At 66.7% G+C, this 19384-nt stretch carries 19 protein-coding genes; 14 read left to right on the forward strand and 5 right to left on the reverse strand.

Features of this window, described 5'->3' with window-relative positions; translation table 11 throughout:
- Window positions 1–122: 122 nt before the first annotated feature.
- From RI032_RS19565 to RI032_RS19575, 3 genes are all read left to right on the forward strand, one after another.
- Window positions 123–1313, forward strand: a complete 1191-nt coding sequence (locus tag RI032_RS19565; protein ID WP_010485867.1) for a methyl-accepting chemotaxis protein — start codon at window positions 123–125, stop codon at window positions 1311–1313.
- A gap of 98 nt (window positions 1314–1411) precedes the next feature.
- The gene (locus RI032_RS19570; RefSeq protein ID WP_126561113.1) at window positions 1412–1627 is read left to right on the forward strand and encodes a hypothetical protein; all 216 of its coding nucleotides are present in this window, start codon (window positions 1412–1414) and stop codon (window positions 1625–1627) included.
- A gap of 67 nt (window positions 1628–1694) precedes the next feature.
- Window positions 1695–2201: a hypothetical protein gene (locus tag RI032_RS19575; RefSeq protein WP_164192023.1), complete on the forward strand. Its 507-nt coding sequence runs from the start codon at window positions 1695–1697 to the stop codon at window positions 2199–2201.
- A 143-nt stretch (window positions 2202–2344) separates the two neighbouring features.
- Here RI032_RS19575 and RI032_RS19580 read toward each other — a convergent pair whose 3' ends face one another.
- The gene (locus tag RI032_RS19580; RefSeq protein WP_164192027.1) at window positions 2345–5104 is read right to left on the reverse strand and encodes an EAL domain-containing protein; all 2760 of its coding nucleotides are present in this window, start codon (window positions 5102–5104) and stop codon (window positions 2345–2347) included.
- A 131-nt stretch (window positions 5105–5235) separates the two neighbouring features.
- On the opposite strand from RI032_RS19580, the gene RI032_RS19585 reads away from it, so the two are divergent.
- Both RI032_RS19585 and RI032_RS19590 read left to right on the forward strand, forming a co-directional pair.
- Window positions 5236–7338 carry a sensor histidine kinase gene (locus RI032_RS19585; RefSeq protein ID WP_043395617.1) on the forward strand — a complete coding sequence of 701 codons (2103 nt, stop codon included), beginning with the start codon at window positions 5236–5238 and terminating at the stop codon, window positions 7336–7338.
- Window positions 7339–7342: 4 nt separating this feature from the next.
- The gene (locus tag RI032_RS19590) at window positions 7343–9115 is read left to right on the forward strand and encodes an EAL domain-containing protein (RefSeq protein ID WP_134958116.1); all 1773 of its coding nucleotides are present in this window, start codon (window positions 7343–7345) and stop codon (window positions 9113–9115) included.
- 17 nt (window positions 9116–9132) lie between these two features.
- Here RI032_RS19590 and RI032_RS19595 read toward each other — a convergent pair whose 3' ends face one another.
- From RI032_RS19595 to flgA, 4 genes are all read right to left on the reverse strand, one after another.
- A complete protein-coding gene (locus RI032_RS19595) occupies window positions 9133–10353 on the reverse strand; it encodes an ATP-binding protein (RefSeq protein WP_010485880.1) in 1221 nt (406 codons plus the stop codon).
- A 91-nt stretch (window positions 10354–10444) separates the two neighbouring features.
- The gene (locus tag RI032_RS19600) at window positions 10445–10783 is read right to left on the reverse strand and encodes a flagella protein (RefSeq protein WP_010485882.1); all 339 of its coding nucleotides are present in this window, start codon (window positions 10781–10783) and stop codon (window positions 10445–10447) included.
- Entirely contained in the window at window positions 10780–11085 is a 306-nt protein-coding gene (flgM, locus tag RI032_RS19605; protein WP_019337421.1) for a flagellar biosynthesis anti-sigma factor FlgM, read from the reverse strand. Before flgM ends, RI032_RS19600 begins: the two co-directional genes overlap by 4 nt.
- A 75-nt stretch (window positions 11086–11160) precedes the next feature.
- The gene (gene flgA, locus RI032_RS19610; protein WP_010485884.1) at window positions 11161–11817 is read right to left on the reverse strand and encodes a flagellar basal body P-ring formation chaperone FlgA; all 657 of its coding nucleotides are present in this window, start codon (window positions 11815–11817) and stop codon (window positions 11161–11163) included.
- A gap of 180 nt (window positions 11818–11997) precedes the next feature.
- Between flgA and RI032_RS19615 the strand changes: the two genes are divergently transcribed.
- From RI032_RS19615 to RI032_RS19655, 9 genes are all read left to right on the forward strand, one after another.
- Entirely contained in the window at window positions 11998–12942 is a 945-nt protein-coding gene (locus tag RI032_RS19615) for a chemotaxis protein (protein WP_010485887.1), read from the forward strand.
- Window positions 12943–13089: 147 nt separating this feature from the next.
- Entirely contained in the window at window positions 13090–13485 is a 396-nt protein-coding gene (gene flgB, locus RI032_RS19620) for a flagellar basal body rod protein FlgB (protein ID WP_010485889.1), read from the forward strand.
- Window positions 13486–13488: 3 nt separating this feature from the next.
- Window positions 13489–13896 (forward strand): flagellar basal body rod protein FlgC, encoded by a 408-nt coding sequence (gene flgC, locus RI032_RS19625; protein WP_010485892.1) that lies wholly within the window; start codon window positions 13489–13491, stop codon window positions 13894–13896.
- 23 nt (window positions 13897–13919) lie between these two features.
- Entirely contained in the window at window positions 13920–14603 is a 684-nt protein-coding gene (locus tag RI032_RS19630) for a flagellar hook assembly protein FlgD (RefSeq protein ID WP_010485894.1), read from the forward strand.
- Window positions 14604–14635: 32 nt separating this feature from the next.
- Window positions 14636–15859 carry a flagellar hook protein FlgE gene (gene flgE / locus RI032_RS19635; RefSeq protein WP_049436368.1) on the forward strand — a complete coding sequence of 408 codons (1224 nt, stop codon included), beginning with the start codon at window positions 14636–14638 and terminating at the stop codon, window positions 15857–15859.
- A 32-nt stretch (window positions 15860–15891) separates the two neighbouring features.
- Entirely contained in the window at window positions 15892–16641 is a 750-nt protein-coding gene (locus RI032_RS19640) for a flagellar basal body rod protein FlgF (RefSeq protein WP_019337418.1), read from the forward strand.
- A gap of 102 nt (window positions 16642–16743) precedes the next feature.
- Window positions 16744–17529: a flagellar basal-body rod protein FlgG gene (gene flgG / locus RI032_RS19645; RefSeq protein WP_005409571.1), complete on the forward strand. Its 786-nt coding sequence runs from the start codon at window positions 16744–16746 to the stop codon at window positions 17527–17529.
- Between the two features lie 22 nt (window positions 17530–17551).
- Entirely contained in the window at window positions 17552–18244 is a 693-nt protein-coding gene (flgH, locus tag RI032_RS19650) for a flagellar basal body L-ring protein FlgH (protein WP_010485899.1), read from the forward strand.
- 8 nt (window positions 18245–18252) lie between these two features.
- Window positions 18253–19383 (forward strand): flagellar basal body P-ring protein FlgI, encoded by a 1131-nt coding sequence (locus tag RI032_RS19655; protein WP_202909906.1) that lies wholly within the window; start codon window positions 18253–18255, stop codon window positions 19381–19383.
- Window position 19384: the final 1 nt, after the last annotated feature.

Below are 19384 nucleotides of genomic sequence, written 5' to 3' on the forward strand. Positions count from 1 at the left end.
GACCCTGAAGCCGCCAAGGCGCCGGAAAACCGGCGCATTCAGAATGCACTTCCGGGCACATCGACGTTAAAGAGAAAGGGGGTACGGCCGATACATCCTCCGTGCACCTCCCGAGAACGTCCATGTACTCACGCATTTTCATCCGTCTGGCCGCCCCCCTGGCTCTGACCCTGCTGCTCCCCTTCGCCATCGGTTTCGAATGGCCGGCCGCCCTGCGCTGGGCGATCCTGACCACGATGACGCTGAGCTGGCTCGGCTTTGCGTGGTGGACCACCCGCGCCCAGGCGCACCGTTCCCCGGAACACGCCCGTGTCCTGCGTGAGCAGGACCAGCTGCTGACCGAACTGCGCAACTTCGTCGGCAACGAGATCGACGGTTCGCGCGGCGAGGTGGAACGCGCCCGTGACCTGATCCGCCAGGCCGTCTCCAGCCTGGGCGGCAGCTTCGATGCCATGAACCGCAAGTCGCGCCAGCAGAGCCAGGCCCTGTCGCGCATCGTCGACCGCGCCGGTGATGAAGGCAATGCCGGCCTCGACGTTGCCCGTTTCGCCCAGCACGCCAGCCACCGCATGGAACAGCTGGTCGAAGCACTGGAACAGGTGAGCGGCCAGAGCAGCACCACCGTGCAGCACATCGACCAGATGGCGCAGCACCTGGATGGCATCTTCGCGCTGCTGGAAGACGTCAAGTCGATCGCCGACCAGACCAACCTGCTGGCCCTGAACGCTGCAATTGAAGCAGCGCGTGCCGGTGAAGCCGGTCGCGGCTTCGCCGTGGTGGCCGACGAGGTCCGCAACCTGTCCGAGCGCTCGACCACCTTCAACGAGCAGATCCGCAAGCTGGCGCACAGCTCCAAGGACGCCATTGCCAAGGTGCGCGAGACGGTCTCGCACATGGCGTCGCGTGACATGGATCGCTCCCGTGAAGCGCGCCAGGAAGCGGCGGCGATGCTCGACAACGTGGCCCAGATCAATGCCTCGCTGGGCGATGGCATGCGCGAAGTCTCCGAGTGTGCCCGTTCGATTGATGGCAGCGTGGCCGAAGCCGTGCGCGCCCTGCAGTTCGAAGACATCGCCACCCAGGCGCTGGGCGGCGTGCACACCCACCTGGACCGCCTGACCGCGATCAACCGCGAAGCAGTCGCCCTGCAGGAACTGCTGCACCGCAACGGCGGCGTGTTCGACGAAGAGATCGCCACCGCCCTGCAGCGCACCGGCAGCCGCCTGCGCGAACTGCGCAGCGAATGGGAACGCCCGCCGCACAAGCCGGTTGCCCAGCAGAGCATGGGCGCCGGCACCGTCGAGCTGTTCTGATCCTGATGTCCGCTGCCCTCGCCGGCAGCCCGCAAGGCCCCGGTTCCTCCGGGGCCTTTGCCTGTGACCCGCCGTTGGATGCATCCTGTACGCGCACCATGACCCTGATCCGTGCCCTGCCCTCCCTCACCGATACCGAGCGCCCGCGCAACGCGAGCGTGCGTGAGCAGCTGCAACAGCTGGAGGATGTGGCACGCGAGGAGATCCGCGAGCTGCAGCAGCTGGCCGATGCGCGGCCGGCGCCGTCCCGTGCGGACGAGGCGCTGCTGGGGCTGGCGTGGGACCTGGGGCTGGATGGCGAAGCCTTGAGGTAGATCCACGCCATGCGTGGATAGGCCGTCTCGCATGGCATGATCCGCCGGTCCCCTTCATGGAAGACCGATGGCCATCGCCCTGATCGCACTTCTGCTGATCGAGACCGTCCTTATGATGGCCTGGGCGGCCAGCTATTTCAGCTGGGGCATCCCCCTGTTCAACGAACGCATCGCAGCGTCGCCCACCATGCAGGCCCGGCTCTCGCTGGGCAGCCTGGAACGTGACCTGCCGCGGGACAAGTGGCTGCGACTGGCCTTCCATGCGCTGCCCGATGGCAGCATGGCGTTCCGCGAGAGCTTCGCGCCGAGCTTCGGCCTGCGCTACTTCCCCGTGATGCGCGGTCGCATCGTACTCAACACGCGACGGCACGAGGTGCGGGTGATCGGACTGTGCAGCTGGTTCGTGGCCATCCTGTCGCTGTTGCTGTTGCCGCTGGTAGTGATGCGCCCGATGGTGGCGCCCATGCTGCTGGCGCTGCCGCTGTTCCTGGCCAGCTATCTGGTCCAGAAGCGGCGCTATGCGGCCATCGTCGAAGCGCTGCGCATGCAGTTGAAGGCGGAGTTCCCAAGGTAGATCCACCCCATGCGTGGATGGTCGCGCGTGCAGGAGGCATTCGTGCCGACCAAGGTCAGCACCCACCAAAACGGGTTGCGGTAGATCCACGCCATGCGTGGATAGACACAGCAGCCAAGGTCAGTTCCCACCAGCGCAGCTGATCAGCGCACCAGCACCACTTCCCCGCTGGCATCGGTACGCAGCGAAACCGGCTGTGGCTGACGCAACCACTGCGCCAGGTCGCGCGGGCTGAGCGGGCGCGAGTACAGGTAACCCTGGATCTCGTCGCAGCCCTGCCGGCGCAACATGTCTTCTTCCTGGTGCGTTTCCACGCCCTCGGCCACCACCTTCATGCCCAACGCGTGACCCAGGTGCACGATGGCCTGGGTTACTTCGGCCGTGCCCGAATCGTGCAGCATGCCCTGCACGAAACTGCGGTCGATCTTCAGGCGGCCCACCGGGAAGCGGTTGAGATAGTTGAGGTTGGAGAAGCCGGTACCGAAGTCATCCACCGCCAGCGGCACGCCGTGCCGTTCCAGTACATCGAAGCAGTGGCGCAGGATGTCGGTGTCACGGATCAGTGCCGACTCGGTCAGTTCCAGTTCCAGCCGCTGCGGTGGCCAGCCATGGGCGTGGCAGATCTCGATCACGCGCTCGGCGAAACCACGGTCACGCAGCTGCACCGCGGAGACATTCACCGCGATGCGGTCGAAGCGCAGGCCGGCGCGGTCCCAGGCGGTGGCCTGGCGGCAGGCTTCATTCAGTACCCAGTCGCCGATGCGCACGATCTCACCGCACTTCTCGGCAATCGGAATGAACTCGGCCGGGCTGCAGTAGCCGATCCCGGGCCGGTGCCAGCGCAGCAGCGCCTCGATTGCAGGTGGCTCGCCGTGGTGGGCATGCAGCAGCGGCTGGTAGGCCAGGCTGAACTCTTCGCGCTCGATGGCGCCGTGCAGGGCGTGCTCAAGCTCCAGCTTGCGCTGGATGCGGGCCAGCGCGTCCTGGCTGTAGTACTGGTAGGTATTGCGCCCGGCTTCCTTGGCCGCGTACATCGCGGCGTCGGCAGCACGCAGCAGGGAATCAAAGTCGGTCTGCGCATCGCCCAGCATCGCGATGCCGACGCTGGCGCCGACCTTCAACGTGGTCTCGCCACGGCGCAGCGGCTCGGCCAACGAGGCGATCAGCTTGCGCGCCACGTGGCCGGCGTCTTCCGGCTCGGCCAGGTCGCGCAGCACCACGATGAACTCGTCGCCACTGAAGCGGCCGAACAGGTCGTTGTTGCGCAGGTTCTGGTGCAGGCGGGTGGCCGCCGCCTTCAGCAGCGCATCGCCGGTGGCGTGGCCGAAGCTGTCGTTGATGGTCTTGAAACCGTCCAGATCGATGAACAGCATCGCCAGCGAGGTGCCACGGTCGCGCGCTTCCTCGATGGCTTCTGCCGTCTGTTCGCCGAGCAGCACGCGATTGGGCAGGCCGGTGAGCAGATCGTAGTGGGCCAGCAGCTCGATGCGCTCGTTGGCCTCGCGCTCGCGGGTGATGTCACGGAACAGCACCACGAAGCGCGGCGGCAGGCCATCACGGCGGTCCAGCTCGATCAGCACCTGCACCCACACGCGCAGGCCGGACTGACGGTAGAAGCACAGGTCCAGCTGTTCGGGCAGTCCGCCGCCGGCAATGCGGACCAATGCGGCGTCGAAGGCATTGCGCGAATCTTCGGTGTACAGCGCCAGCGCCTGGTCGAGGGTGATCGGCTCCTTGCGCAGGCCGTGGATGCGGTAGCACTCCTCGGTCCACTGCATGTGCCGGGTCTGCACCTCGATCTCGCAGCCACCGATGCGACCCAGCGCGGAAACACGGTTGAGCAGTTCGGTGCGCCAGCGGATCAGTGCATCGGTCTGGTGCTGCTCGGTGATGTTCTGCACCTGGCCGAGCAGGCGCTTGGGCTGGCCATCCATGTCCAGCAGCGGCTGCATCCATAGCCGCAGGTGCTGCGACGGTTCGTGGCCGCGGGTCAGTTCCAGTTCGATGTTGGCGGCCCGGCCATCACGCCACAGACGCCGCCATGCTGCCCGCAATGCACCCCGCGAGCGCGGATGCAGCTGCTTCAGCCAGCGGCGCTGGCCGGGCGCGCTGCCCTGCTCCAGCGCCAGCATCGAGCGCAGCTCCGGCGACCACCAGAAATGACCGCTGTTGGGGTCGAACGACCAGCTGCCCATGCTGGCGATGCGCTGGGCCTCGCTCAGGTGCAGCTGCTGTTCCTGAAGCAGCCCTTCCAGCTGCTTCTGTTGTTCGATATCGGTATGCGTGCCGACCATGCGCAGCGGCTGGCCATCGGCGGTACGCGCGACCACGCGCCCGCGGTCCAGTACCCAACGCCACTGGCCATCGGCCTGGCGGAAGCGGAACTGTGCGCTGTACTGCTCGCTCAAGCCACGCAGATGCTCGTCCAGTGCGACCCGCACCTGGGCGATATCCTCGCTGTGCACGCGGGCCAGGATCTCGGTGGCGGTTTCGTCACCCAGCGCCGGGGTGCGCACCACACGGTCGCTGGGAATGTCCCAGTCCCACAGGCTGTGCCCGGCACTGTCCAGCGCCAGCTCCCAGCGCCCACCGCCGCCAAGCGGCACCGGTTCGGGAATGCTCAGCGTGAAGGCCAGCAGATTGCCGGCGCCATCGTGCACGGCCCGCAGGTGGCCGTCGTAGTGCCCGTGCGGGCCACCCGGCAGCGTGCAGGCCACGATGCCGCCATCGGCGGCCATCAGGCGCAGATCTTCCAGCATCGGCGCATACGCAGCCACGGTAGCCGGCAAGCCGTGCTCGCGCGCAGCCGGATTGGCCGCCAGCGGGCGGCCCGTGCGGTCGACGATGACCAGCGCCGACGCAAGCGGGTGCTGCAGCAGGCTGGCGATGATCCCTTGGTCCACGCGATCTTGCTCCGGATGACACGCCCGTCAGCGGGGCACGCAGTGGTTAACGGCGCCTGCGGCGGATAATTGAGTGGTCTGGGCGCACCTGCGCGGTAAGATGGCCGGCGCCCCTTTCTTCCGCCCTGTCCATGCCCGCAGAACCGACCGGCAACGCCCCAGTTCCCGACCCGCGGATGGCGCAGGCGCTGAGCCGCGACCGGCGCCGGGTGGTGCTGAGCTACCTGGCGATGGCGCTGGCCTGGATGATCTCCACCGACAGTGCGGTGCAGGCACTGGTGCCTGACCCGCAGCAGGCGGCCTTGTGGCAGGGCCTGAAGGGCTCGTTCTTCGCCCTTGCCAGTGCGGGCCTGCTGTATCTGCTGCTGCGCCCGCTGGCCGAGCACGTGCTGCACACCCATGCACGCCAGCAGGCCTCGGAGCTGCGCCTGCGGCAGATGTTCGAAGGCAACCCCGGCCCGATCCTGGTCTATGACCTCGATACGCTGGCGATCCTCGATGCCAATCCGGCGGCCTGCACCGCCTTCGGCTGGGACCGTGACGAACTGCTGGAGCAGACCATCGACGCGTTGTGGCCGCCAGGCCAGGACCAGGCACTGCAGACCAAGCTGGAGGCGATCCGCGAGGCACCAGAGGAACTGTGCATCCTGCGTACCCAGCTGCAGCTGCGTGACGGCTCGCTGCGGCAGATGGAGCTGCGCTCCAACGCCATCAGCTACGACGGCCACAACGCCCGCTTGTTGATTGCCATCGACCGCACTGCGGAGGATCTGGCGCAACTGCGCCGCGACCAGGCGCTGGCCCGGGTGGAAGAAGCCCACGAGCTGGCCCGCATCGGCGCCTGGGAGCTGGACCCGTCCACCGGGCTCGGCCGTTATTCCAACCAGGTCTACCGCCTGCTGGGTCGCCGCCCGCCCGAGGCCCGGCGCTGGCATCGCTTCGACGAACTGCTGGTGCCGGCCGATCCGGCCACCGCTACCCAGACCGAACAGCTGCTGGCCGAACTCTGCTCCGGCGATCCCGTGCACGTGGACGTGCTGCTGCCGCTGTTGTCGATGGATGGCCGCGCCTTGATGGTGCATCTGCGTGCTGCCAGCGGCATCGACGAGGCCGGCCGCAATCGCGTGCTGGGCACGCTGCAGGACGTGACCGAGCGTGAGCAGTCGCGACGCCTGCTGCGCGAGCGTGAGGAGCAGTTCCGCGAGCTGGTACGGGTACTGCCCGATGGCGTGGTGATTCTCTCCGAAGAACACGTGTTGTACGCCAATGCCTGGGCCGCCAGCCTGTTCGGCTATGGCAGCCACACCCTGCTGGGCGAGCCGCTGTCGGCACTGGTGGACAACGCCGATCTGTCCCGCGTACGCAGCCAGCTGCGTGCCGGCCAGCCCCATCTGGGGCCCGGTCACAGCAGCGTGGTGGCGATGCAGCGCGCTGATGGCCGCAGCTTCCATGCCGGCCTGGCGGTAGGTGAAGTGCGCTACGGCGGCCGCGACTGCAAGCTGCTGATCGTGCGTGACCTGAGCGATTCCGAACGGACGCGCAGTGCGTTGGAAACCAGCAACCGTGAACTGCAGGCGATGGCCGGCCGCCTGTTCTCGCTGCAGGAGGATGAACGCCGCGCGATCTCGCGCGATCTGCACGACGACATCGGCCAGGCGATCACGGCGATCAAGTTGTCCGCCTACGCAGCACAGGACGAAGATGATCCGCAGCGCCGCGCCGAGGATCTGGCGCAGATCGTCAGTCTGGCCGATACCACGGTGGCCAAGCTGCGCGACATCTCTACCCTGCTGCGCCCGCCGCAGCTCGACGCGCTGGGCCTGGAAGCAGCCTTGAGCTGGCAGGCACGGGTACTGTTCCGTTCGTCGCCGGTGGAACTGCTGGCCGAGATCGAGCCCCTGCCGCACCGTCCCGACAACAGCATCGAGCAGGCCTGCTTCCGTATCGCGCAGGAAAGCCTGACCAACGTATTGCGCCACGCCCGTGCCAGCCAGGTGCAGCTGCAGCTGCGCGATGTCGGCCAGCGCGGCCTGCACCTACAGATCCGCGACGATGGCGAGGGTTTCGACCCCGATGGTCCGCGCGGGCTGGGCCTGATCGTGATGCGTGAGCGCGCGCAGAGCGTCGGTGGCCATGTGCGGATCGAATCCGCGCACGGCGAAGGCACGCTGATCGACGTCCACCTCCCCTACCAGGCGGCCAGCATGGCCGCCGTTGAGTCACCGGAATACTGAGCCTATGTGGAATCCCAACCAGCCCCCGGTCAGCATCGATGATGCGCCTGACCGCCTTGGCGCCGGCAACCCCGAGCTGCAGGTAATGGTCGCCGAGGCGGCCTCGGGCGGCACCGCACTGATGCTGATGCATGTCGACATCGACCACTTCGCTTCGGTCAACGAAAACATGAGCGCCGAGGTGGGTGACCAGGCCCTGGTGCTGGTGGCGCAGCGGTTGCAGTCCTACCTGCGCGGGCGCGGCAAGCTGTGGCGCCACGGCAGCGATGAGTTCCTGATCGCCGTGCCACGCACGGCCGACGTGCCGCTGCCGGAGGACTTTGCCGAGGAGATCCGGCAGCAGATGGAGCTGCCCCTGTCGGTGCTGCCGTATACGTTGTTCATGACCGGCAAGCTGGGCGTGAGCCTGTGCCCGGACCATGCAAGCAGCGCCTCGCGCCTGCTCGATCATGCCGAGGATGCGCTGTACCAGGCGGCCCGCGAAGGCGGCAACGCGGTGCGCATCCACGCCGTGGACACGCCGCCGAGCGCGCACAGCGAGAGCATCATCGCGCGCCAGATCGTCGACGCGATCCCCAATGGCGAGCTGAAGCTTCGCTACCAGCCGCTGGTCAGTGCCCGCGACGGCCACGTGGTGGGCATGGAGGCGCTGCTGCGCTGGCAGTCGCCGACGCTGGGCATGCTGGTGCCGGAGCGCTTCATGCGCACCGCCGAACGGCTGGGCATCATCGTGCAGATCGGCACCTGGGTGCTGGAGGGCGCGCTGAAGCAGGCCCGCCTGTGGCGCGACCAGGGCTTCGACGACTTCACCATCGCCGTGAACGTCTCCACCCTGCAGTTGCTGCGGCCCAACTTCTTCGCAGAAGTCATGGGCCTGATCCAGGCGGCGGGCGTGCCGGCGCAGATGCTGACGCTGGAGATCAACGAAAGCGCGCTGACCAACAACGTCAACTTCGTGCACGAGACGCTGGCCAACCTGCGCAACGAAGGCATCAGCCTGAGCCTGGACAATTTCGGCACCGGCGATTCCAGCCTGAGTGCGCTGGTGCGCTACCCGGTGGACAAGCTGAAGATCGACCGCAGCTTCATCAAGAGTGCGCCGGCCGGTAACCGCGAAGCGGCCATCGCTCGTGCGATCATCGCCATGGGCCACCAGCTGGGCATGACCGTGATCGCCAACGGCGTGGAATCGCAGGCGCAGCTGGGCTTCCTGCGCCGCAACGACTGCGACGTGTTCCAGGGCTACCTGTTCGGCGAACCGATGTCGGCCGATGCCGCCGGCATGACCCTGCGCCGCCGCTACCTGCGCCCGGAGGCCTTTGCCGAGACCCGTCCCGACCGCACGCTGCTGTTGCTGGACGACGAGGAGAACGTGCTGCGCTCGCTGGTGCGCCTGTTCCGTCGCGATGGCTACCGCATCCTTGCGGCCGGCAACGTGCGCGATGCGTTCGACCTGCTGGCGATCAACGACGTGCAGGTGATCCTGTCCGACCAGCGCATGAGTGACATGAGCGGCACCGAGTTCCTGGGCCGGGTGAAGATGCTGTACCCGGACACGATCCGCCTGGTGCTGTCGGGCTACACCGATCTGAACACGGTCACCGACGCGATCAACCGCGGTGCGATCTATCGCTTCCTGACCAAGCCGTGGAACGATGACGAGCTGCGCAAGCACATCCACCAGGCGTTCCGCACCTATGAGGAGCAACGCCGCAGCAACGCCGGTCCGGCGCCGGTGGAGAGCGGAGATGGCGGTGAGGATCGCCCGCTGCGGTGACCCACATGTAGAGTCGGTCAGCGCGGCTGCTTCACCGGCAGCACCACGCGGAAGCGCGAGCCCACGCCCGGGGTGCTGTCCAGGTCGATGCGGCCGTGGTGCTTGTTGATGATGCTGTAGGAGATCGACAGGCCCAGGCCGGTGCCGCTGCCAACGGGCTTGGTGGTGAAGAACGGATCGAAGATGCGCTGGCGCAGTTCCGGCGAGATGCCGCCGCCGGTGTCCTCGAATTCGACCCACACGTGATCGCCATCAACGCCGGTGCGCACCGTGATCGTGCCGCGCTCGGCGATGGCATGGCCGGCGTTGAGCAGCAGGTTCATGTAGACCTGGTTCAACTCCGACGGCAGGCATTCCACCAGCGGTAGCTGGCCGAACTCCCGCACCAGGGTGACCTTGTACTTCAGCTCGTTCCAGATGATGTTGATGGTCGATTCCAGGCCTGCGTGCAGGTCGACCAGCTTCCACGATTCGTCGCGGCCGGAATACGAGAAGTCCTTCAGGTCACGCACGATGCGGGTGACCCGCTCGATGCCTTCGCGCGATTCAGCCATCAGCTGCGGCAGGTCACGGCTGATGAAATCGATGTCCAGACGGTCACGGATATCGTCGATTTCCGGAATCAACGCCTTCGGGTCCGGCGCGCGCAGGGCGCGTTCGTAGGCTTCGATCACCGTGAACAGGCTGCGCAGGTATTCCTGCAGGCTGCCCAGGTTGGAGTGCACGTAGCCGATCGGGTTGTTGATCTCGTGCGCGACGCCGGCGGCGAGCTGGCCGATCGAGGCCATCTTCTCGGACTGCAGTAGCTTTTCCTGGGTGCCGTTCAGGCGCAGGTAGGCCTGGCGCAGCTCGGCATGGCGCTGCTGCAGTTCGCGTTCGTAGTCTTCCTGCCCCTCGATATGGCGGAACAACGCCAGGAAGTGCCCCTGGCCCACCGGGCCGTGGTGATACAGATGGGCGATGACCACGCCCTCGCCCAGCGGCAGGCTGCCATTCCAGTGACCATGCTGGCGCGCCTGTTCCAGGGCATCGGGCGGCAGCAGTTCACGCAGGCGCTGCGGTGGTGGCAGACCGCCACCCTCACCACTGGCCAGCAGGTTCTGCGCAGCCGGATTGGCCAGGGCCACCTGCCCGTCGTCGGTGAACAGCAGCAGCCCTTCGCGCAGGCGCTCAAGCAGGGCCTGCAGCACCGGCTGTGGCGGAAGGGGGGCGGTAACCAGGGCGTTGGCAGCGGACACGGCGACTCGGGGCATTCGAACAGGCGCCCAATATACGCGGTCACGCAGCGGGCTTCAGCCCGCGGGAATGGGTTGTGCGACCGCCGTCGCGTCAGGCGACGGCGAGTGGACGGCGCGCAGTGACGGTGTGCGCCTGGCCCTTGGCATCGTAGGCCGAGGCATCTTCGGTGCGGCCGAGCTGGCGCAATGCCCAGTTGACCTCGCGGCGGCGGCGCGACAGCAGTACGCCGTTGGCGCGGTTGCGCTCGGCCAGTTCCTGCAGCTGTTCGCCCTCGCCCACCGGCGGCGCGCCTTCCAGCGCACGCAGCGCTTCCAGCTTGGCGCCGGTAGCCCGGATCAGGGCGTGCACGTCGTGCTCGACCAGGGCCTGGCGTTCAACGTCCAGGGCCTGGGCAAGGCGCTGCAGCGGCTCGCTCATCGCCGCGGTCATCCGTGCAGCTGCTGGTCCAGCTCGAGCATGCGCGATGCGATCGCGTCCGGATTGATCTTGTAGGTGCCGTTCTGCAGCGATTCGCGCACGGCGGCCACGCGCTGGGCGTCGATCGCCGGGGCGGTGGTCAGCTCACGCTCGATGGCCTGCAGATTGGTGGCCTCGCCGGTCAGGCGCAGGCTGTCGGCCGCTTCGACCGGACGTGCTGCCGCATCGGTGCTGACGCCGGGCTTGTTGGCCGGGGTCGTCACGCTGCGCAGTGCCTGGGGGACCTGCAGGTTGCCGTCGATTTTCTGGCTCATGGGGTGTCCTGGAGTTGCCGTTCACAAGGGATAACGGCCGCAGGGCCGTGATCTTTAGGGATATTTCGCGGTAAATCAACGCGCCACGATTACGTCACCGGCGGCATCGACCGTGCCCTGCACGATCCGCCGCGAGGACAGGTTCTCTACCGAGACCCGTTCGTTTTCACCGGCATCGCCCATCGCGCGACCGGCAATGCGGACCTCGACCGAGCCGCGACGCGATACCAGGGCCACATTGTCTCCCCGCTTGATGAGACGCTGCACCACCAGATCGTTGTTCGACAGCAGGGCTCCGGCCTGCAACGGACGGCGGGCGATGCGGCCGATCGCCGCGTTGGGATCGGCCAGCACTGCACCGGCAATCCGGGCGGCGTCACGCTGGGCAGTAGTGATATCGGCGGCGGTGAGGGTTTCTCCAGTGCCGATTCCACGATTGAGCACCAGCACAGTCTGGTTGCGCCGCACCTTTACGGGCACGAACAGGCGCCAGCCACCGGCATCGGGGCAGCTGACTTCGACCGTGGTGTTGGCGGTGGGCTGCACCTGCAGTGCGCCACCACACCTGGGCAGGCGCAGCGCATCGGCCACCTGGGCCTCGCCCTCGCTGCCGGCCGGCAACGTCGACAACGCCGCGGCGCGAATACTGGCCACCGGCTGCCAGTCGGCGGCAACCGCCCACGGCGAGGCCAGCGCCAGCGCGATGGCGAATAGAGATGTGACCCGGCGCATGGCGCCTCCTGTCGATGGGATCTGGCCCTGGTGCGTGCAAGGGGTGTGCCAGAAGGGCAGAGCTGCCTTTTGTAGAGTCGAGCCTCGGTCGAACATGGCGCGACGCCACAATTGCGGTGCGGACCACGCGGGCGGCAGGGCGCCCTCAAGTTCTGCCACTGCGGCGCCGATACAGCAGCCATGTCCCATGACCTGCTCAACCGGATCGACCAGCGGACCCGTCTGGCCGGCCACAACCGCCTGGCGCTGCTGCTGTTCCGTCTCGGCGGACGTCAGCTTTTTGGCGTCAATGTCTTCAAGGTGCAGGAGGTCCTGCGGCGCCCGGAGCTGTTCCAGGTGCCCGGGCTGCCCAGCCAGTTCTCCGGCGTGGCCGACGTGCGCGGCCGTTCGGTGCCGGTGCTGGACCTCGGGCTGGCGATCGGCCATCCCGAGCGCGAGCCCGATGCGGACACCTCGCCCGGCTATCTGGTCGTCACCGAATTCAACCGTTCGATCCAGGGCTTCCTGGTCAGCGGCGTGGAGCGCATCGTCAACATCGCGGTGGAAGACATCCACCCGCCGCCGGAACTGGGCGCCGAATCGAGCTACCTGACCGCGGTGACCCGCTTCCAGGGCGAGCTGATCCAGGTGATCGACGTGGAAAGCGTACTGGCCGACATCGCCCAGGTCCGTGGCGAAGCGGTGCTGGACCCGACCATGGCAATGCCGGCCGACGGCCCGCAGCTGCAGGTGCTGGTGGTGGACGACTCGCGCGTAGCCCGCCAGCAGATCCGCAGCGTGCTGGACCAGCTGGGGGTGGGCGCCACCCTGCTTTCCGATGGCAAGCAGGCACTGGACCACCTGCTGCAGATCCATGCCTCCGGCGAGAACCCGGCCGAGCGCTACGCCATGGTCATCTCGGACATCGAGATGCCGGCCATGGACGGCTATACGCTGACGACGGAAATCCGGCGCCATCCGGGCCTGGCCGGCCTGTACGTGCTGCTGCACACCTCGCTGTCGGGCGTATTCAACAATGCGATGGTCGAGCGCGTCGGCGCCAACGCCTTCGTCGCCAAATACTCGCCTCACGAACTGGCTGACTTCGTGCTGGACCGCCTGCGCAAGGTCGCGATGGCGGCGTAGGGCCCTGTCCTGTAGAGCCGGGCCCATGCTCGGCTTGTGCGGCGCCTGAACGAAATGCAGCCGAGCACGGCTCGGCTCTACCAGGACGCACCGTGCTTTGGCACACCCCTTGCAGCTTCCCGGGCAACGTTCCTGTGGGAGTGCACCGTGCGCAACCTGATTACCGACTACCTGGGCGTCCACGCCCAGGCCATGCCGTTGCGCGAACAGCGGATGAAGCTGATCGCCAGCAACCTCGGCAATGCCGACACGCCCGGCTACAAGGCCCAGGACCTGGACTTCGATGCCGCCCTGCGCCATGCCCAGGGGCAGGATGCCAACGGCCTGATGACCACCACCAACGAGCAGCACTACGAAATCAGTAGTGGCCTGAATCCGTTCCAGATCGCGCGCGACGGCGTACAGCCCAGCCTGGACGGCAACACCGTCGATCCCGATGCCGAGCGTGCCGCCTATGGCCGCGCCGCACTCGAATACCGCGCTTCGCTCAGCTTCGTCGAGAGCAAGGTGCGTTCCATGCTGACCGCGATCACGGGGCAATAAGCCATGAGCAACCTGCCGATCTTCGATATCGCCGGCTCCGCGCTGCAGGCGCAGTCGGTGCGCATGAGCACCATCGCCTCCAACCTCTCCAACGCCGACACCGTCGCCGGTTCCGCCGACGCCGTGTACAAGCCGCTGGAGCCGATCTTCCAGGCCGTGACCAGCAAGAACGATCCGAACATCACCTCGGTGAAGGTCAAGGAGATCACCCAGAGCGAGGCCGCGCCGATCAAGCGCTATGAGCCGGGCCACCCGCTGGCCGATGGCGATGGCTACATCTACCAGCCCGACGTCGATCCGGTGGCACAGATGGTCAACCTGATCTCGACCTCGCGCAATTACCAGGCCGGCGTGGAGATGTTGACCACCGCCAAGGAACTGGCCCTGGCCACCCTGACCATGGGCCGCTGAGCCCCGCAGCACCGGATACCGCCATGACCACCGCCGTCAACAACCAGACCAGCCAGGACGTCTATTCCGCGCTGGGCCTGAACGCCCCGAACAGCAACGCCACCAAGAAGAAGAACACGCTGGACCAGGCCGATTTCCTGCGCCTGATGACCGAGCAGCTGCAGCACCAGGATCCGCTGAAGCCGATGGACAACACGCAGATGGTCGCGCAGATGGCGCAGATGTCCACCGTGCAGGGCATCACCGATCTGAACAAGACGGTGAAGGGCTTCCAGGAATCGATGGCCAGCGACCAGGTGCTGCGTGGTGCGGCACTGGTCGGCCACCAGGTGCTGGTGCCTTCGGAAAAGCTGGTGCTTGAGAAGGAAGGCAGCGTCGAAGGCACGGTGGCTGCGCCGTCGGCCGGCATCATCACCGTGGACATCACTGACGCCAACGGCGCCAAGGTCACGTCGCTGAGCGTGGAAGCCAAAGCCGCCGGCGAAACCGCCTTCCAGTGGGACGGCAAGGATGCGAACGGCAAGCGCATGGAACCGGGCAAGTACTCGGTCGTCGCCAACCACGTCGACACCGCCGGCAAGAGCACCAAGCTGTCCACCTACGTACAGGCACCGGTGGAGAGCGTGACCGTCGGTTCCGACGGCCTGTACCTGAACCTCAAGGGCCTGGGCACGGCCCCGATCGACTACGTGCTCCGCGTCAGCTGAGCCGCACACCCCGTACTTACCAGGAGCATCCCATGGGCTTCAATGTCTCGCTGTCCGGCATCAATGCCGCCAATTCCGACCTGAGCGTCACTGCCAACAACGTCGCCAACGTCAATACCACCGGCTTCAAGGAATCGCGCGCCGAGTTCGCCGACCTGTTCTCGGCCACCGGCTACGGCCTGTCGAAGAACGCGGTCGGTTCCGGTGTGCGCGTCTCCAACGTTGCCCAGCAGTTCAAGCAGGGCCACAACGAACAGACCGGCCGCAGCCTGGATATGGCCATTTCCGGTGAAGGCTTCTTCACCATGAACATGAACGGCAGCCGCGTGTACTCGCGCGCCGGCAACTTCCAGACCGATCCGTCCGGTTACGTGGTCAACCCGCAGGGCGCACGCCTGCAGGTGTTCGCGCCGAATGCAGACGGCACCAACTTCGATGCCGGCCGCATGGTCGACCTGCAGCTGTTGACCACCGACAGCCCGCCGAAGCAGACCAGCGAAGTAAAGGTCGGCTTCACCCTGCCGGCCAACGCCAAGCAGCCGACGGTCACCACCTTCGATCCGACCGATTCGAACAGCTACAACCACTCCAGCGGCGGCATCACCGTATACGATTCGCTGGGCGTCAGCCACATCCAGGTCTCGTACTTCGTGAAGGGTGCCAACCCGAACGAGTGGACTGTGCGCAACTACGTGGATGGCCAGCCGGCCGGCGCGCCGACCCCGGTCACCTTCGACAACAGCGGCAAGCTCACCGCGCCAGCCAACGGCAAGGTCAGCCTCGGCACCTTCACCCCGACCACCGGTGCGGGCGTGCTGAACATGACGCTGGATGTGAGCGGCTCGACCCAGTACGGCGAGAAGTTCGCCCTGCGCAACACCCAGCAGGACGGCTACGCCGCCGGCAAGCTCAACGAGATCACCGTGTCGGAAACCGGCGTGGTCTACGCCCGTTACTCCAACGGTGCCGACAAGCCGTTGGGCCAGGTCGCGCTGACCACCTTCAACAATCCGCAAGGCCTGGAATCGAAGGGCAACAACCTGTGGGTGGATACCTTCAGCTCGGGCACGCCGCGCACCGGCATGCCGGACACCTCCAACCTCGGCAAGATCCAGGCAGGCTCGCTGGAAGCGTCCACCGTCGACCTCACCGAGCAGCTGGTCAACATGATCACCGCGCAGCGCAACTTCCAGGCCAACGCGCAGATGATCACCACCCAGGACCAGATCACCCAGACCGTCATCAACATCCGTTGATGACGCGCTGACCCTGTCACGGAACTCCCCGCATGGATAAAGCCCTTTACGTGGCGATGACCGGTGCCCGCGCCTCCCTGCAGGCGCAGGGCACGCTCAGCCACAACCTCGCCAACTCCGACACCCCCGGCTTCAAGGAAGCGCTGGCCAATACCGAAGCCTTCCCGATCCGTGGCCCGGGCTTTGCCTCGCGGGTGGATGCGCTGCATGTCGACGCCGGATTCAACCGCACGCCCGGCTCGCAGCACATCACTGGCAAGCCGCTGGATCTGTCCCTGCAGACCGGCACCTGGCTGGCCGTGCAGTCCAGTGACGGCAGCGAGGCCTACACGCGCGGCGCAGCGCTGTCGGTGACACCGAACGGCCAGCTGGTGACCTCCAGCGGCCGTCCGGTACTGGATGACAACAACAACCCGATCGCCATCCCGCCCTACCAGGCGATGGAGATCGGTGCCGACGGCACGCTCTCGATCATCCCGCAGGGCGAAGGCCCGCAGACCATGGCACAGATCGGTCGCATCAAAGTGGTGCAGGCACCGGATGAACGCCTGGAGCGTGGCCTGGATGGCCTGTTCCGCAACACCGACCCACGCCAGCCGTTCGCACCGGCACAGGGCACGGCCGTGCACAGCGGCCAGCTGGAAGGCAGCAACGTGGACGCCGCTGGCGCGCTGGTACAGATGATCCAGCTGCAGCGCCAGTACGAAATGCAGGTGCAGGTGATCAAGCACGGCGACGAGAACGCGCGCAGCGCCAACAGCATGCTGCGCCTGGGCAGCTGACGGAATTCCGGCGCCGGCTGATGCCGGCGCTGGCACACCGCTTGCACACCCGCATTCAAGGGCCGCACCACGCGGCCGGCTTCACCAGACAGGACACCGAAGATGAACCAGGCATTGTGGATCGCGAAAACCGGACTGGATGCGCAGCAGATGCGCATGTCGGTGGTTTCCAACAACCTCGCCAACACCAACACCACCGGCTTCAAGCAGGACCGTGCCAGTTTCGAGGACCTGCTGTACCAGCAGGTGCGCCAGCCGGGCGGTTCCTCGTCGGCACAGACGCAGCTGCCGACTGGCCTGCAGCTGGGTACCGGCGTGCGCGTGGTCGCCACCGCCAAGAACTTCGAACAGGGGGGCCAGCAGCAGACCGGCCGCGCGCTGGACGTGATGGTCAACGGCCGTGGCTTCTTTGAAGTGCAGATGCCCGACGGCAGCTCGGCCTATACCCGTGATGGCTCGTTCAAGATCAACCAGGACAGCGAGCTGGTCACCAACAGCGGCTATCCGGTGCAGCCCGGCATCCAGATTCCCGAAGGCGCGCAGTCGGTGACCATCGGTACCGACGGCACCATCAGCGTGAAGATGGCCGACGGTGCGGCGTCGGTGGAAGTGGGTGCGCTGACCCTGACCGACTTCGTCAATCCGGCTGGCCTGCAGGCCCGCGGCGAGAACCTGTTCCTGGAGACCACCGCTTCTGGTCCGGCACAGAACGGCAACCCCGGACTCAACGGCCTCGGCACTGTGGTGCAGGGCGCGCTGGAAGGCAGCAACGTCAACGTGGTGGAAGAGCTGGTGTCGATGATCGAAACCCAGCGCGCCTACGAAATGAACGCCAAGGCGATCTCCACCACCGATTCGATGCTCGGCTACCTCAACAACAAGCTCTGACCGGCCAAACCGGGAAACCGCCATGTCGCCCATTTCCAACTTCGCCCGCACTGCCCTCGCCTGCGCCGTGGCCGCCCTGCTCGGTGGCTGCGTGATCGCCGGCGACGTGCGTCCCTACCCGACGATGGCGCCGATCCAGCCGATCATGCCGCCGCAGGCCCAGCCGACCGCGGGTGCCATCTATGCCGCCGGCCCGACCCTGCAGCTGTATTCGGACCGCCGCGCACGCGATGTTGGCGACCTGCTGACCATCACCCTGCTGGAAAACACCACCGCGCAGACCAGTGCCAACACGGCCACCAACAAGGAATCCAACCTGAGCCTGGGCACACCGTCCATTCTCGGCGCTCCGGTCACCCTCGGCGGCAAGGACATCCTGAGTGCCACGGCCAAGGGCGCGCGCGACTTCACCGGCAAGGGCAACAGCGCGCAGAGCAACCGCCTGCAGGGCAGCGTCACGGTCACCGTGGTCCAACGCCTGCCCAACGGCAACCTGGTGGTACAGGGACAGAAGAACCTGCGGCTGAACCAGGGCGATGAACTGGTGCAGGTGCAGGGCATCGTCCGCCCGGGCGACATCAGCCAGGACAACACCATTCCGTCCAGCCGCGTGGCCGAAGCCCGCATCGTCTATGGCGGCCGCGGCCCGGTCGCGCAGTCCAACGCGATGGGCTGGCTGAGCCGCTTCTTCAACTCCGGCCTGACGCCGTTCTGAGTATGGCCATGAAACTCTTTCTCACTTCCTCCTGGCAGCGCCGCGTGGCGTCGTTCGCCGCGCTGATGCTGCTGGCCGTGACGGCGCCCGCCAGTGCCGAGCGCATCAAGGACCTGGCCCAGGTCGGCGGCGTTCGCGGCAACGCGCTGGTGGGCTATGGCCTGGTGGTCGGCCTGGATGGCAGCGGCGACCGCACCAGCCAGGCTCCCTTCACCGTGCAGAGCCTGAAGAACCTGCTCGGCGAGCTGGGCGTCAACGTACCGCCGAACGTCAACCCGCAGCTGAAGAACGTGGCCGCCGTGGCGATCCACGCCGAACTGCCGCCGTTCGCCAAGCCGGGCCAGCCGATCGACATCACCGTGTCCTCCATCGGCAATGCGGTCTCGCTGCGTGGCGGTTCGCTGCTGATGGCGCCGCTGCGTGGTGCCGACGGCCAGATCTACGCCATCGCCCAGGGCAACCTGATCGTCGGCGGCTTTGGTGCGCAGGGCAAGGATGGTTCCCGTGTCTCGGTGAACGTGCCCAGCGTCGGCCGCATTCCCAACGGTGCCACGGTTGAACGCGCCCTGCCCGATCCGCTGGCCAACGGCGGCGACATCACCCTGAACCTGCACAACAATGACTTCACCACGGTCTCGCGCATGGTCGCTGCACTCAACAATGCCTTCGGCGAAGGCGCAGCGCGTGCGGTCGACGGCGTGACCGTGGCGGTCACCGCGCCGACCGATCCGGGCGCACGCATCGGCCTACTGGCGCGCATCGAGAACCTGGAACTGACCCCCGGCAGCGCCCCGGCCAAGGTGGTGGTCAATTCGCGCACCGGCACCGTGGTCATCGGCCAGCAGGTGCGCGTGGGACCGGCTGCGATCTCGCATGGTTCGCTGACCGTGACCATCCAGGAAAACACCAACGTCAGCCAGCCCAATGCGCTGTCCGGCGGCCGCACCGTGGCCAGCCCGCAGTCGACCATCACCGCCACCAACGACGGCAGCCGCATGTTCAAGTTCAGCGGCGGCACCACCCTGGACGAGATCGTGCACGCGGTGAACGCCGTGGGTGCAGCACCAGGCGATCTCATCGCGATCCTGGAAGCCCTGAAGCAGGCCGGCGCCCTGAGTGCCGAGCTCGAGGTGATCTGAT

The organism is Stenotrophomonas geniculata (genome assembly GCF_034508895.1).
Taxonomy (GTDB): Bacteria; Pseudomonadota; Gammaproteobacteria; order Xanthomonadales; family Xanthomonadaceae; genus Stenotrophomonas; species Stenotrophomonas geniculata.

Bases quoted from the DNA above. Each gene is read 5' to 3' on its own strand.
- RI032_RS19640 (WP_019337418.1), top strand. From the start codon at position 15,892: ATGGATAAAGCCCTTTACGTGGCGATGACCGGTGCCCGCGCCTCCCTG.
- RI032_RS19585 (WP_043395617.1), top strand. From the start codon at position 5,236: ATGCCCGCAGAACCGACCGGCAACGCCCCAGTTCCCGACCCGCGGATG.
- RI032_RS19615 (WP_010485887.1), top strand. From the start codon at position 11,998: ATGTCCCATGACCTGCTCAACCGGATCGACCAGCGGACCCGTCTGGCC.
- RI032_RS19655 (WP_202909906.1), top strand. From the start codon at position 18,253: ATGAAACTCTTTCTCACTTCCTCCTGGCAGCGCCGCGTGGCGTCGTTC.
- flgC (WP_010485892.1), top strand. From the start codon at position 13,489: ATGAGCAACCTGCCGATCTTCGATATCGCCGGCTCCGCGCTGCAGGCG.
- RI032_RS19630 (WP_010485894.1), top strand. From the start codon at position 13,920: ATGACCACCGCCGTCAACAACCAGACCAGCCAGGACGTCTATTCCGCG.
- flgG (WP_005409571.1), top strand. From the start codon at position 16,744: ATGAACCAGGCATTGTGGATCGCGAAAACCGGACTGGATGCGCAGCAG.
- flgE (WP_049436368.1), top strand. From the start codon at position 14,636: ATGGGCTTCAATGTCTCGCTGTCCGGCATCAATGCCGCCAATTCCGAC.
- flgH (WP_010485899.1), top strand. From the start codon at position 17,552: ATGTCGCCCATTTCCAACTTCGCCCGCACTGCCCTCGCCTGCGCCGTG.
- flgA (WP_010485884.1), bottom strand. From the start codon at position 11,817: ATGCGCCGGGTCACATCTCTATTCGCCATCGCGCTGGCGCTGGCCTCG.
- RI032_RS19565 (WP_010485867.1), top strand. From the start codon at position 123: ATGTACTCACGCATTTTCATCCGTCTGGCCGCCCCCCTGGCTCTGACC.
- RI032_RS19570 (WP_126561113.1), top strand. From the start codon at position 1,412: ATGACCCTGATCCGTGCCCTGCCCTCCCTCACCGATACCGAGCGCCCG.
- RI032_RS19590 (WP_134958116.1), top strand. From the start codon at position 7,343: ATGTGGAATCCCAACCAGCCCCCGGTCAGCATCGATGATGCGCCTGAC.
- RI032_RS19575 (WP_164192023.1), top strand. From the start codon at position 1,695: ATGGCCATCGCCCTGATCGCACTTCTGCTGATCGAGACCGTCCTTATG.
- RI032_RS19600 (WP_010485882.1), bottom strand. From the start codon at position 10,783: ATGACCGCGGCGATGAGCGAGCCGCTGCAGCGCCTTGCCCAGGCCCTG.
- flgM (WP_019337421.1), bottom strand. From the start codon at position 11,085: ATGAGCCAGAAAATCGACGGCAACCTGCAGGTCCCCCAGGCACTGCGC.